General features: G+C 69.8%; 9 protein-coding genes. All 9 read left to right on the forward strand.

Features of this window, described 5'->3' with window-relative positions:
- Positions 1 to 240 precede the first annotated feature (240 nt).
- The 9 genes from ACGFIB_RS20325 to ACGFIB_RS20365 all read left to right on the forward strand — a co-directional run bounded on the left by ACGFIB_RS20325 (position 241) and on the right by ACGFIB_RS20365 (position 14480).
- The gene (locus ACGFIB_RS20325; protein ID WP_393373914.1) at positions 241 to 1146 is read left to right on the forward strand and encodes an ABC transporter ATP-binding protein; all 906 of its coding nucleotides are present in this window, start codon (positions 241 to 243) and stop codon (positions 1144 to 1146) included.
- A 1-nt stretch (position 1147) separates the two neighbouring features.
- A complete protein-coding gene (locus tag ACGFIB_RS20330; protein WP_357259908.1) occupies positions 1148 to 1888 on the forward strand; it encodes an ABC transporter permease in 741 nt (246 codons plus the stop codon).
- Positions 1885 to 3111 carry a sensor histidine kinase gene (locus ACGFIB_RS20335; RefSeq protein WP_357243615.1) on the forward strand — a complete coding sequence of 409 codons (1227 nt, stop codon included), beginning with the start codon at positions 1885 to 1887 and terminating at the stop codon, positions 3109 to 3111. Before ACGFIB_RS20330 ends, ACGFIB_RS20335 begins: the two co-directional genes overlap by 4 nt.
- Complete coding sequence (locus ACGFIB_RS20340; protein WP_393373918.1) at positions 3104 to 3763, forward strand: response regulator; 660 nt, start codon at positions 3104 to 3106, stop codon at positions 3761 to 3763. Before ACGFIB_RS20335 ends, ACGFIB_RS20340 begins: the two co-directional genes overlap by 8 nt.
- A 366-nt stretch (positions 3764 to 4129) precedes the next feature.
- Entirely contained in the window at positions 4130 to 5560 is a 1431-nt protein-coding gene (locus ACGFIB_RS20345; RefSeq protein WP_357243621.1) for a family 43 glycosylhydrolase, read from the forward strand.
- 195 nt (positions 5561 to 5755) lie between these two features.
- The gene (locus ACGFIB_RS20350) at positions 5756 to 8227 is read left to right on the forward strand and encodes an N-acetylmuramoyl-L-alanine amidase (protein WP_393373921.1); all 2472 of its coding nucleotides are present in this window, start codon (positions 5756 to 5758) and stop codon (positions 8225 to 8227) included.
- A 263-nt stretch (positions 8228 to 8490) separates the two neighbouring features.
- Positions 8491 to 8718 (forward strand): hypothetical protein, encoded by a 228-nt coding sequence (locus tag ACGFIB_RS20355; protein ID WP_142574894.1) that lies wholly within the window; start codon positions 8491 to 8493, stop codon positions 8716 to 8718.
- Positions 8719 to 9523: 805 nt separating this feature from the next.
- The gene (locus ACGFIB_RS20360) at positions 9524 to 11083 is read left to right on the forward strand and encodes an alpha-L-arabinofuranosidase B (protein ID WP_393373924.1); all 1560 of its coding nucleotides are present in this window, start codon (positions 9524 to 9526) and stop codon (positions 11081 to 11083) included.
- A 502-nt stretch (positions 11084 to 11585) separates the two neighbouring features.
- Positions 11586 to 14480 (forward strand): immunoglobulin-like domain-containing protein, encoded by a 2895-nt coding sequence (locus ACGFIB_RS20365; protein WP_393373927.1) that lies wholly within the window; start codon positions 11586 to 11588, stop codon positions 14478 to 14480.
- Positions 14481 to 14495 lie beyond the last annotated feature (15 nt).

Below are 14495 nucleotides of genomic sequence, written 5' to 3' on the forward strand. Positions count from 1 at the left end.
GTTAGTTGGCTGACTGAGAAGAACCGTAGCCGCCCGCAGGGCCGCTTGTCCACTCGCAGTCAGTTGACCGACTCACATGTACGGAGAGGCGCCGGCGACGTGACGGTCCGCGCTCGCGTACGGCGCTCTCACGGCCCCGGAAAGCCCGAAGGTCGTACGCCGGTATCAACCGATCGGCGGATGCGGACTCCAGCGCGGTGGACGATGCCCGGTGAAGGCGCGCCGGGCGATCCTCAACGCATGGCGATCATCGAAGTCGACCGGCTGCGGAAGTCCTACGGCGGCCGGACCGTGGTGGACGACGTGTCCTTCGCCGTCGAAGAAGGCGAGATCTTCGGCTTGCTCGGCCCCAACGGGGCGGGCAAGACCACGACCGTCGAGTGCATCGAGGGGCTGCGCAAGCCCGACGCCGGGCGCGTTCGGCTGTCCGGCCTGGACCCGGTGGCCGACCGGGAGCGGGTCACCCCGATCCTCGGCGTCCAGCTGCAGCACAGCGACCTGCAGGGCAAGCTCACCGTACGCGAGGTACTCGAGCTCTACAGCGCCTTCTACCCACGTCCCGCGGACTGGCGAGGCCTCGTCGAGCGGCTCGGCCTGACCGACCGGCAGGGCGTGCGCTTCGAGAAGTTGTCCGGCGGTCAGAAGCAGCGCCTGTTCATCGCGCTCGCGCTCATCGGCCGCCCGAAGGTGGTGGTGCTGGACGAGCTGACCACCGGGCTGGACCCGCAGGCGCGGCGCGACACCTGGGACCTCATCGGCGGCTTCCGCGACGAGGGCGTGACCGTCGTCCTCGTCACGCACTTCATGGAGGAGGCGCAGCACCTGTGCGACCGTGTGGCCCTCCTCCGCGCGGGCGCGCTGGTGGCCCTGGACACGCCCGCAGGGCTCGTCGAGAGCACCGGAAGCGCCACGGTCGTCTCCTTCACCCCCTCGCGGAGGCTGGACGACGGCGAGCTGGCCGCACTGCCCGCGATCCGCTCCGTACGGCGCCCGGACGGCGACCGGCTGGTCGTCACCGGGACCGACGAGACCGTCGAGGCACTGATGTCCATGCTCGCGCTCAACGGCATCACCGCGCGCAACCTGCGGGTTGAGAGCGCCTCTCTCGACGACGCCTACCTCGACCTCACCGCCAAGGAGTTGTGACATGTCCGCGTCCATCGCCGTTCTGAAGGCCGAAGGCCGGCTGTTCCGCCGCGAAGCCGGCAGCGTGTTCTGGATCCTCGCCTTTCCCCTCTTGCTCCTGGTGATCCTCGGCCTGATCCCGTCGTTCCGAGAGGCGGGATCGGCCCCCGGCGGTGCGCGGCCGATCGATCTGTACCTCCCGGTGGCCGTGCTGCTCAGCGTGATCCTGGCCGGGCTGACCTCTCTGCCGCCGACGCTCACCGCCTACCGCGAGAAGGGCATCCTGCGCCGCATGTCCACCACACCGGTGCGGCCGGCCGCGCTCCTGGCCGCCCAGGTGATCGTGCACGGCGCCGCCGCGCTGGCCGGGGGGATCGTCATCATCGCCGCGGGCCGCCTGCTGTATGGCGTCCCCCTGCCTGCCAACCTGCCCGCCTACGCGCTGACGCTGGTCCTGGGCACGCTCGGCGCGCTGGTGGGCGGGGCGCTCATCGCCGCGCTGTCGCGCAGCGCCAAGGCCTCCACCACCACAGGGACGATCGTCTTCTTCCCGGCGGCGTTCACCGCGGGCGTGTACGTTCCGGTCCAGTCCATGCCCGAGGCCCTGAGACGTGTGGTGGAGTTCACGCCTTTCGGCGCCGCCTCCCAGGCTCTCGACCAGGCCTCCGCCGGAAGCTGGCCTGCCCTGCCGCTCCTTGCGATCATGCTGGTGTGGATCACAGTGCTGGCGGGCGCGTCCATCCGGTGGTTTCGCTGGGAATGACCCAGGCGGAGGCCGTCCGTTCGTGGCGGCACCGGTTCGCGACCACCGGACCGTACGTCCTGCTTGGGCTCGGCGCGGCGCTCGCCACCGCCAGCGCGGAGGCGGTGATGGACGCCGGCGAGCGATACGTCGCCGCCGTCCTGGCAGTGGCCGCGCTGGCACTCCAGATTTGGTGGAGCGTCGACGGCAGGCGGCGGGTCGGACGCGGCCGGGCGCACCGTCTCTACTACCTTCTGCGGTGGGCGCTCGGCTTCGCGCTCTCCTGGTGCAACCCGATCTTCGCCGTATACGCGGTGCTGGGCTATTACGACGCCGACCTGCTGCTGCCCCGCCGCCTGGTACGCCCCGCGCTGTTCGCCACAGCGATCACCATGGCCGGCTCCAACATCGGCGGCCTGCCCCCGGCCGAGGGCATGTACTGGCTGGCGTTCGTCGCGCTGCTGGCCCTGCACTCCGGCCTCGCCATCGGGTTCGACCACATCGCGGTCAAGGAGAGCGAACACGCCGCCGAACTGCGGGCCGCGAACGACCGCCTGGCCCGAGCGCTCCGGGAGAACGCCGGCCTGCACGCCCAGCTCCTCCTCCAGGCCAGGGAGGCCGGCGTCGCCGACGAACGCGGACGACTGGCCACGGAGATCCACGACACCCTCGCCCAAGGGCTGACCGGCATCGTCACCCAGCTCCAGGCCGCGGCCGACAGCACCGATCCCGCGGCCACCCGCGACCACATCGGACGCGCCGCCGTCCTGGCCCGGCACAGCCTCCGGGAGGCACGGCGTTCGGTGCAGAATCTCAGCCCCGGGCAACTGGAACACGACCCCCTGCCCACAGCCTTGGAGAAGATCGTCGCAGCCTGGTCGGCGCAGACCGGGGTCCGGGCCGAGATCACCGTCACCGGAACCGTCGAACCGCTGCATCACGAGATCGAGGCCACGCTGCTCCGCATCGCCCAGGAGGCCCTCACCAACGTCGGCCGGCACGCCGGGGCGCAACGGACCGGAGTCACCCTCTCCTACATGGACGACGAGGTGAGCCTGGACATCCGCGACGACGGGAGCGGCTTCGATCCGGGCAGCCTTCCGCCGCGCGGCGCCACCGGAGGCTTCGGCCTCGGCGGTATGCGGGTCCGCGCCGAGCGGGTCGCCGGGACCATCGAGCTCGAGTCGGAGCCGGGCCTCGGCACCGCCCTGTCCGCGCGAGTACCGTTGGTCCGTCATGAGTGAACCCGCCGCGCCCCCCGGCTCGTCGCCACCGCCCATCACCCTGGTCATCGCCGACGACCATCCCGTCGTGCGGCACGGTCTGCGCAGCATCTTCGAGGCGTCGTCCGGCTTCGCCGTACTGGGCGAGGCGGCCGACGGGGTCGAGGCGGTCGAGCTAGTCACCCGCCTCGACCCCGACGTGGTCCTGATGGACCTGCGCATGCCTGGCGGCGGCGGGGTGGAGGCGATCGCGGAGCTGTCGCGCCGCGGCGCACGGGCCGGGGTGCTCGTGCTCACCACGTACGACACCGACTCCGACACCCTTCCGGCGATCGAGAACGGCGCGACCGGTTATCTGCTAAAGGACGCTCCGCGCGACGACCTGTTCGGCGCGGTGCGGGCCGCCGCCGAGGGCCGGACCGTGCTGTCCCCCGGCATCGCCGCGCGGCTGGTCGCCCGGGTGCGGGCGCCCGCGAACCACAGCCTGAGCAGCCGCGAACGCGAGGTGCTGCGCCTGGTCGCCGAGGGCTCATCCAACCGTGAGATCGCCGCGGCTCTGTTCGTCAGCGAGGCCACGGTCAAGACCCATCTGACCCATATCTTCGGCAAGCTCGGTGCCAAGGACCGCGCGGCCGCCGTCGCCATCGCCTACAACCGGGGCATCCTCGGCTGATCGAAACCGGGCCACGTCCGGCCGGAAGAAACTTTCACCACCATCGCCGGGTTCCTCGCGCGCGACGGCGCCTCGTCGCACCGGCAGACGGCGACGACCGCTCCGGGGCGCCGGGAGCAGGCCGAACGGGCGATTCCCGCCCGGCGACCCGAGCCGGCGCAAGCGTCTTCACCACGCGCGTACGCGGCCGGGCGAGCGCCGGCGCATCGGCGCCGCGTGACGGGATCCTTGACGACCCGGGAACCGGCGCTGACACTGAGCGGCAATCCCCGGTGAACGACAGCGTGATCGAGGGCGCCCCGAACCGCGTTTGTTAGCGCTCACATTTGTCCCCGTACCGTCCCGTCCCGACGAGAGGCACCCCCCATGGACACCTCCGCACGTTCTCCCGCATGGCCGCGCCGCGTCCTCGCCCTGGCGATCCTGGCGCTACTCGCGGTCTGTCCGTCCCTTGTGGCCGCCGGCCCCGCCCAGGCGGCGACCATCGACACGAGCGCGTCGTACGTGCTGGTCAACCGCAACAGCGGCAAGGCGCTGGACGTCTACAACAGGGCGACGAACGACGGCGCGCCCCTGGTGCAGTGGTCCCGCAACGACGGCACCAACCAGCAGTGGCAGTTCGTCGACTCCGGCGGCGGCTACTACCGCCTCAGGTCGAGTCTCAGCGGCAAGGTCGCCGACATCTCCGGCCGCTCCACCGCCGACGGCGCCGACGTCATCCAGTACACCGACAAGAACGCCACCAACCAGCAGTTCCGGGTCGTCGACACCGACAGCGGCTACGTCAAGCTGATCAACCGCAACAGCGGCAAGGCCCTCGAAATCTGGGAGTGGTCGACCGCCGACGGCGGCCGCGTCTCCCAGTACACCGACCTCAACGGCGCCAACCAGCAGTGGCAGCTCGTCAAGCTCACCTCCTACCCCGGCCCGGGCTACGTCACCGGTGACGTCACCGTCCACGACCCCGAGGTGACCAAGAAGCCGGACGGCACCTACCTCCTCGCGCACACGGGCGACAACATCACGCTCAAGACCTCGTCCGACCGGACCGCCTGGCGCAACGCGGGCGTGGCCTTCCCCGGCGGGGCCTCCTGGACGCACGCCTACACCAACGGCAGCAACACGCTGTGGGCGCCGGACATCACCTACGTCAACGGCAAGTACTTCATGTACTACGCGGCCTCGACCTTCGGCTCCAACCACTCGGGCATCTTCCTGGCCACCAGCACGACCGGCGCGTCCGGGTCGTGGACCAACCAGGGTCTGGTCATCGAGTCGAACACCTCCGATAACTGGAACGCCATCGATCCCAACCTGGTCGTCGACGACCAGGGCCGCTGGTGGCTCGACTTCGGCTCGTTCTGGTCCGGGATCAAGATGGTCCAACTCGACCCGGCGACCGGAAAGCGGCTGAACAGCACCATCGTCAGCATCTCCGGCCGCAACGGCGGTGCGACCGAGGCGCCGTTCATCTACCGGCACGGCGGCTACTACTACCAGTTCGTCTCCTTCGACCTGTGCTGCAAGGGCGCGTCCAGCACCTACCGCATCATGGTCGGCCGCTCCACCTCGGTCACCGGCCCGTACGTCGACCGGAACGGGACGGCGATGACGTCAGGGGGCGGCACGCAGGTGCTGGCCGGGCACGGGAGCATCCACGGCCCCGGCCACCAGGCCGTCCTCGCCGACAACGACGGAGACATCCTCTTCTACCACTGGTACGCCGACGACGGCTCCTCCCGCCTCGGCATCAACAAGCTCGGCTGGGACGGCGCCGGCTGGCCCTACGTCTACTGAGTTCCCGGACAGGCACGAAGACCGGCGTCCGGTGGAGGTGCGCCCCCGGCGAGGATTTTCATCTGACTCGGCCTGTCCGGCGAAAAGTTACGATCTCGACGAGATTCGCGTGCCGCTCTGGCGTAGGGCGGCGCGCGGCGGTGTGATTGCCCCGGCCTGATCCCCCCGCAGGCATTCGAGAAGGGGTCGCACACGTTGAGAACTCCACATCGCGGCATCGCCGTCGCGGTCGTCGCGGCGGCGGTGCTGTTCCCCGCCGCGCCGTCCGTCCTGGCCTCCACCCCCGCCTCCACCTCCACCGCCGGGCCGGAAGTCTCCTGCACCGCGACGCTGTCGGCGCCCACGCGCGAAGCCGCCTTCGGCGAGGCGGCCACGGCGACGGGCGTGCCGGAACCGCTGCTGAAGGCCGTGGCGTACATGCTGTCCCGCTGGGACGACCACCAGGGCAGGCCGAGCGCCGACGGCGGCTACGGCGTGTTCGACCTGAGCGACCGGGCGCCCAAGGCAGGGGACGGCGCGGACAAGGGGCGCCCGGTCGGGGCCACGAGCCAGATCGCGGCGGCGTCCGGGCTGACCGGGCTCACGGCCGACGCGCTGCGCCGGGAGCCGAACGCCGGCATCTGCGGCGGCGCCGCGCTGCTGGCGTCCTACCACGACCGCGGCGACAGCGACAATCTGGGCTCCTGGCGGGACGCGGTGGCACGGTTCGGGGCGAGGAACGACTTCGTCCGGCAGGTCTACCAGACCCTCCGCACCGGTCAGAGCCGCGTCACCGCCGACGGCGGGCGGGTCACCCTCGCCGCCGACGACTCCGTCGCCCTGCCCGCCGCGCGGCTCGCCGCCGATGCCGGCGTCGACTGCCCATCCGGCCTCGACTGCGAGTGGCTGGAGGCGCCGTACGCCAAGGGCTCCGCCGGCGAGCCGGACAACACGACCGACTACGGCAACCACGACCTCGCCGACCGGACCGGGCCGGGCGGGCCCACGCTCGACTACATCGTCATCCACGACACCGAGGGCTACTACGACCCCTCAGTCCGGTTGGCCCAGGACCCGACGTACCTCGCGTGGAACTACACCATCCGGTCCTCCGACGGCCACATCGCCCAGCACCTCGACGCCGGGGACGTCGGCTGGCACGCCGGCAACTGGTACGTCAACATGCACTCCATCGGCATCGAACACGAGGGCTTCGCCGGGACCGCCGGCTGGTTCACCGAGTCGATGTACCAGACCTCGGCCACGCTGGTGAAACACCTCGCGCAGAAGTACGGCATCCCCCTCGACCGGGCGCACGTCATCGGCCACGACCAGGTGCCCGGAACCGTCCTCGGCGCCACCAGGAGCATGCACTGGGACCCGGGCCCCTACTGGGACTGGGACCACTACTTCGAGCTGCTCGGCGCCCCCATCGGCGGCGACCTGAAGACCACCGCCGACGTCGCCCCGGGCGACGTCGTGGAGGTCCGCACCGGCTACCGGGACAACCCCCAGCCGGTGACCGGCTGCGCCGCCGCCTCCCCGCCCTCCCCCGACTGCGTCACCGGGGCCGGCACCAACTTCCTGCCCCTCTACCAGTCGCCGTCCGAGACGGCGCCCCTCGCCGCCGACCCCGGCTGGAAGCCCGGCTCCACCGCGGGCTCGACGTACGCGAGCGACATCAGCGCCCGCGTCGTCTCCGGCCACAAGCTCATCGTCGCCCAGGTGCAAAGCGACTGGCTCGGCGTGTGGTGGGCCGGCTCCCTGGCCTGGCTGCACAGCCCCGCCGACCATCCGGTCGTGGTCCGCACCCGGGCCAAGACCGTCACCGTGAAGGCCGGGGCGGCCGGCCCCGCCGCCGTCTACGGCCGGGCCTACCCCGAGTCGAGCGCCTACGCCGGCACCGGCATCCCCGTCCAGGCCCTGTCTCCGCTGGAGTACAAGATCCCGGCCGGCCAGACGTACGCCGTGAGCGACGACGACGTGGTCACCGACTACTACCGAGCCACCACATTCGACGGATCGGCCCCCGGCGACCGCACCGACCTCAAAGGACAGGACCGCTACTACCAACTCTGGTACGCCCACCGCCAGGTCTTCGTCCGCACGGCCGAGGTGGACCTCCACGACGCGCAGCGGTCGCCGGTGAGCGCCACCACGCCGCCGACGATCAGCGGGCCCGCCAAGGTCGGCGGTGAGCTCAGCGCCTCCGCGGGGACCTGGTCGCGGCAGGTGGCGGGCTTCACCTACCAGTGGTACGTGGACGGTGCGAAGGTCCCGGGGGCCACCGAGCCGACGTACCGGCCGGGCGTCGCGGACCTCGGCAGGAGCGTGGTCGTCGAGGTGACCGTCGACGACCCGTACTTCACCGCCGCCTCCGCACGGTCGGCGGCGACCGCGCCGGTCGCGCCGGGAACGTTCACCTCGGCCCAGCCGCCCGCCGTGAGCGGGACACCGAAGATCGGCCGCACGCTGACGGCGTCCCCCGGCACGTGGACGCCGTCGCCCGAGAAGGTCACCTACCAGTGGCTGCGCGACGGCGTTGCGGTCAAGGGCGCCACGGGGCGGACCTATCACCTCACGGGCCACGACCGCGGCGCCCGCGTCGCCGTACGGGTCACCGTGTCGGCGAAGGCCTACGCGAAGGCCGTCGCCACCTCGGCGGCGACCCGGCCGGTCACCCCCTGATGGTGCGGCCCGCCGGGGAGGGCTTTCCCTCCCCGGCGATCGTCCACGTCCAGCCCGGCCAGGCGCACAGTGGCCGTCGGCTGGAGCACGTTCAGGGGCTTCCCCGCAGGCAGGTGGGACTGCGAATCGCCGCGCCGGCGCCTGCGGTGAGCGTCCTCGCACCGCCATAGATCACCGAAACAGACCGCTGCCAGGACGAAGACAGCGGGTCAAGGCCCTGGGTTGGTTGTGAGCGGCTCTGCGAGCGGCCCATACTGGAGGGAATGAAGCCAGCCAGCGGCGCGTCCCGCCGTCACCTGCCCACCAGTCCCTTCAAGCCCCCGCCCCCCGCCCCGCCTCTTGAGAAGTTCAGTGTGAACGACCAGGTCACCCACGACCGATACGGTCTCGGTGTGGTCCTGGAAGTAGAGGACGGGGTGGCGGTGCTCGTCGATTTCCGATCACAGCAGGAACGCATCACTGCCCCATTCAAGAAACTGCACAAACTCTGAGGCGGACGCCCCGTCGAGGAAGCGCCTCATGCGAGTACCGCTCCCTCGGCGGCACGTCGGCGGGCGTCCACGCGCAGGCGCCCTCCCCGGCCAGGGCCTTGATCTTCATGCGCCCTCGCTCGAAGCGCACATGCCGTCAGGCGCACACACATTTTTTTGGTACCGCGACCGCACCGACGCGCAAGACCGGCTACACCCTGATCCAGACCGGGCGCCGGCCGTCCGCAGGAGACGCCGTCGCGACTGCGGGCCGACCACCGGGGAATCGTCGATGAGACGTGTCCGCCTCGCGTGGCGGTCACCGTCGGCACCAGGATGGCGCGGCGGCCGTCGGCCGTCGCGCCATGAGTGCGGTGTTTCCGGTGTGCAGGTCAGCTCGCGCTGACCGCGCCGCACTGTCACCCAAGCCGCACAGCAGCGTCCGGGCGTCGAGACGCGGCGCGTGAGCGTCGGTCGTGAAACTTTCAGGGCTTTCCGTTCCACGCCCGCGCGGCCGGACGGATCGGGATGTCGCGGCGCCGGGCGAGCGCGGCGGAATATCTCCCGAGCAGCACAACGCGACGCTGATCAATACAGGCGGGTCGCAGCCTCCCGCGCGGCAAGCCGATCCCGGACGAGACCCAGGCGGCGCGAGTGAAGGCCTCACCCACGAATTCGGGCCTTGACGGAGACGGGTCAGAAGCAAAAACTGAGCGCACCGATCCCCCGTGCACGACTGTGAGACGGCAGGCTCACAACTGCAATTGTTAACGCTAACACTCTCTGTACCAGAGACACCCCCCACCAGGAAGGCACGGAAAGCCTCATGATTTTCCGATCAGGGCGTCTGAAGCGGGTGGCGCTGTCCGCGGGCGCGGCGATCACGCTCGCCGCGGGCCTGCTGGCCGGCCTCGCGGCACCGTCGGAGGCGGCCGGGCAGGGGCCGTGTGACATCTACGCGGCGGGCGGCACGCCGTGCGTCGCGGCGCACAGCACGACCCGCGCGCTCTACGGCAACTACAACGGTCCGCTCTATCAGGTGCGCCGCACCTCGGACAACGCCACGCGCGACATCGGCGTGCTGAGCACGGGCGGGGTGGCCGACGCTTCCGCGCAGGACTCGTTCTGCTCCGGCACCACCTGCCTGATCACGATCATCTACGACCAGTCCGGCCGCAACAACCGGCTCACGCAGGCGCCTCCCGGCGGGTTCGCCGGCCCGGCCGCGGGCGGCTACGACAACCTCGCGGTCGCCACCGCGGCGCCGATCACGGTCGGCGGTCACAAGGCCTACGGCGTCTACGTGGCCCCCGGCACCGGCTACCGCAACAACAACACCAACGGCGTCGCCAAGGGCGACCAGCCGGAGGGCATGTACGCCATCTTCGACGGCACCCACTACAACGGCGGCTGCTGCTTCGACTACGGCAACGCCGAGACCAACAGCCGCGACAACGGCAACGGCACGATGGAGGCCATCTACTTCGGCAACATCAAGGTCTGGGGATACGGCGCCGGCAACGGCCCCTGGATCATGGCCGACCTGGAGAACGGCCTGTTCTCGGGCGTGAACCAGCACTACAACGCGGGCGACCCGAGCATCAGCCACCGGTTCCTGACCGCCATCGTCAAGGGTGAGCCCAACCACTGGGCCATCCGCGGCGGCAACGCCCAGTCGGGCAGCCTGTCGACCTTCTACAACGGGGTGCGGCCCAACGTCTCGGGCTACAACCCGATGAAGAAGGAAGGCGCCATCATCCTCGGCATCGGCGGTGACAACAGCGTGGGCGCCAGGGGCACCTTCTACGAGGGCGTGATGACTTCGGGCTATCCGACCGACGCCACCGAGAACGCGGTCCAGGCCAACATCGTCGCCGCCGGATACTCGACGTCGGGCACCGGCACCCCCGGTGGGACGCTCACCCCCGGCTCGTCGATCTCGTTGCGCGCGACGACGTCCGGCTACACCGACCGCTACATCCGGCACTATGAAGACGACGCCATCACGTCGGTGATCACCTCGTCCAGCTCCACACTGGACAAGAACGACGCCACCTGGATCGTGCGCAGCGGCCTGGCCAGCAGTTCGTGCGTGTCGTTCGAGTCGCGGAACTACCCCGGCGACTTCCTGCGCCACCAGAACTACCAGCTCCACCGGCAGCCCAACGACGGCAGTTCGCTGTTCGCCTCCGACGCCACCTTCTGCCCGCAGGCGGGGAAGAGCGGTCAGGGCACGTCGTTCGCCTCCTACAACTTCCCGACCCGGTTCATCCGCCATTACAACAATGTCGTCTACATCGCCAGCAACGGCGGCTCGAACACCTTCGACAACGCCACCGCATGGAACGCCGACGTGAGCTGGGTCGTCTCCCAGCCCTGGGCATAGGCCCTCCGGCGTGAGCGGAGCCGCCCCCGGACACCGGGGGCGGCTCCCGTCGTCTGCGCGACTTCCGGGCGACTCTTCCGGGCGACTCTTCCGGGCGACCGACCGCGGGACAGGGTCAGATTAGTCGCAAGGATGAGACCTTTATCCGGGCCTCGCCTATCTTTCACCAGTTAACTCGCAAAGTTTGCTTCTAGTGAAGCTATCTTTCGCTGGGACTGGAGGTTAGTGTCTGCATTCAAGACCGGACACCTGCGACATATAGCTCATCCCCCAGTTCACTCCGTCCCCCCATCACACGCCGAGGTGAACCTTTGTCTGTGCTGCCCTTGTCTCGTCGAAGCGCTCGACGAGACCAGTCCCCCGCGAGTGCGGTCGGGCCCGCCCCGAACGGGGCCGCGCCCCACGTGTTCACAGTGACCGCATCAAGGAGGACCAATTGAGATCGCGACAGCGAAGGTCACGTCCCAGGCTGAGTCGCAAGGGTAGAGGTGTCGCGGGCCTGGTGCTGGGTGCGCTTGTCTCGGTCTCGTTCGCGGCGACGCCCTCGCACGCCGCCGAGGAGAACCTCAACGAGGGGCTGGTGCACCACTTCGTCCTCAACGAGACGAGTGGGACGACGCTGGTCAACTCGGGCAGCGCGGGCTCGGCGGCGAACGCCACGCTCGTGCATCCGGAGAAGGCCACCTTGACCGGGGATGGAGTCAGGTTCAACCCCGACTCCTACGAGAGCGCCCTCACCGGTGCGTATGTGGCGCTGCCGAACGACATCACCGCCGGCATGTCGAACCTCACCGTCGACTATGACGTGTGGATCGACCCGGCGAACGTCGGCGAGCACCAGATGTGGGGCTTCGGCGCGAAGTCCGGCTCGTGCGACGCCGACACCGGCGCCCAGGGCTCCATCTTCGCGTCGAACACCCAGCGGTTCCGCATCGCGGTGGGTTCGGCGAACCTCCAGCAGAACCGGGTCCGCATGCCTGAGGCGGCGTGGACGCACGTCACCTACACCCAGTCGCAGAACGCGAACGGCACGAGCTGGACCGGCAGGCTTTACCTCGACGGCGTGCTGCATGCGACGTCGACGAACCTGACCACGGCGCCGTCGGTGAACGCCGCGGGGACCAACTGCAACTTCCTCGCTCGCTCCCAGACGTCGGGCAACTACTCATTCCGCGGAACGATCCGGGACTTCCGGGTCTACGACCGGGCGGTGAGCCTCGACGAGACGCTCGCCCTGGCGGGAAAGACCGTCTCCACCGGCGTTCACGCCGACGCCGACGCCATCGACCTCGGCCTGACCAGTGCGATCGTCCGTGACATCGTTCTGCCCAAGGTGGGCTCCGTGGCGGGCTCGGCCATCACGTGGACGAGTTCGGACCCGTCGGTCGTCGAGGTCTCCACCCCGCCGGCCCTCCCCAGCGCACGCAAGGTCGCGGTGACCGGCAGGATCACCCGGCCCGCGAAGGGGCAGCCCGACGCGACGGCCACGCTCACGGCGACGGTCCGCAAGGGCGCCCAGGAGGTCACCACACGGGAGATCCCCATCGTGGTGAAGGCCGAGTTCGACGACGCGCAGGCGGTCGGCCGTGACACGTTCGACCTGAGCCTGCACGCCATCGACGACGTACGCGGAAACATCGACCTCCCTGCCACCGGCGAGTTCGGATCCACGATCAGCTGGAAGTCGACCAGCGACCTCGTCACTCCGACGGGCAAGGTGACCCGCCCGGCCTTCGGCCGCGCGAATGTCGAGGCCGTGCTGACGGCGACCATCACCAAGGGTTCGGCCTCGCAGACGAAGTCGTTCCCGGTGACCATCACCGCCATGCCCCGCTCCGAGGAGTACGAGCGGTACTTCATGGGGTACTTCAAGGGCGAGGGAATCGCCGACGGCGAGCAGATCATGTTCGCGACGTCCAACGGGAACACCGCTCTGGACTGGACCGGTCTGACCGGAGGCCGGCCGTCGCTCATCTCCCAGCTGGGCGACCAGGGCCTTCGTGACCCGCACATCGTCCGCTCCCCCGACGGCGACACGTTCTACATGATCGCCACCGACCTGAACTGGTACGACCAGGGCGGATACGCCATCAACGACACCCAGTACATCGAGGTGTTCGAGTCGCACGACCTCGTGCACTGGACTCCTCAGCGGCACGTGAAGGTCGCGCCCGACAACGCGGGCAACGCCTTCGCACCCGAGTCGCTGTGGGTCGAGGAGATCGGCGCCTACGCCGTCTTCTGGGCACAGTCGATGTGGAACGACCCCGTGAACCGCACCGGTCAGGGGAACGCGCAGATGTGGTACGCCACGACGCGCGACTTCCAGACGTTCTCCGGTCCCAAGGTCTGGCAGAACCCGGCCCCTCTGTCGCGGATCGACACGACCGCGATCCGGGTCGGTGACAACTACTACCGCGTGACCAAGAACGAGGCCGGCAACCAGGGCTCGGACATCTTCTCGGAGAAGCACACCGACTTCCTCGACAGCAACATCAACAACTGGACGTTGGTCGCTCCGGCTCTGGGGCGCACGACGTGGGTCGCCAACCAGGGGTACGAGGGGCCGATCATCTTCAAGGCCAACCCCGGTGACACCTCCTGCCCCGGCCAGTTCTACCTCTGGGGTGACCGGTACACCAACGGTGGTGGATACCAGGCCGCGTGCCACGACAACATCGAGGCTCCGACCTGGAACGCCAAGGCGATCACGATGACCAACGCGGGCGTCGTCCGTCCGCGTCACGGAACCGTGATCCCGATCACCGTCCGCGAGTGGAACGACATCCGCGGGATCGCGAACAGCGACGTCACGACCACCACCGAGGTGGCCGTCGCGCCGTACGCGAGCGGGGCCCAGACGACCACGGCCACCGCCACCGTCAAGGCGGCCGACGGGTTCGAGACCGGCGGTCAGGTGCGGTTCAGCATCGGCTCGTGGTCGAAGCTCGCCCACCTGGACGACGGCGTGGCCACGGTCACGCTGCCCGCGGATCTGCCCGCGGGCGCCCGGACGGTCAAGGCCGAGTACCTCGGGTTCGACTACCTGGGGGCGTCGGAGGGCACGGCGTCGTTCCAGGTGCCCTCCGGCCCGAACGCCGTCAAGGTGAAGGCGAAAACGGCGCCGGCGTCGGTTGTCCGCGGCGACACGTTCAAGCTGGACGTGACCGTCGGGCCGGCGGGCGGGCAGAAGAAGAGCGCTCCGACCCCGACCGGCGAGGTCACCGTCAGCTTCGGCGGCACCGTGCAGGTCGTGCCACTGGTGGACGGCGAGGCCGTCGTCACACTGCGGACCGCCGATCTGCAGCCCGGGGGGTACACGGTCCACGTTGCCTACTCCGGCAACCCGACCTACCAGCCCCACGCCGCCGACTACCAGAAGTTGAGGGTGCGGTAGCCGGTAGGTGACGAG

It is taken from the genome of Microbispora bryophytorum (genome assembly GCF_043197435.1).
Lineage (GTDB): Bacteria > Actinomycetota > Actinomycetes > Streptosporangiales > Streptosporangiaceae > Microbispora > Microbispora bryophytorum.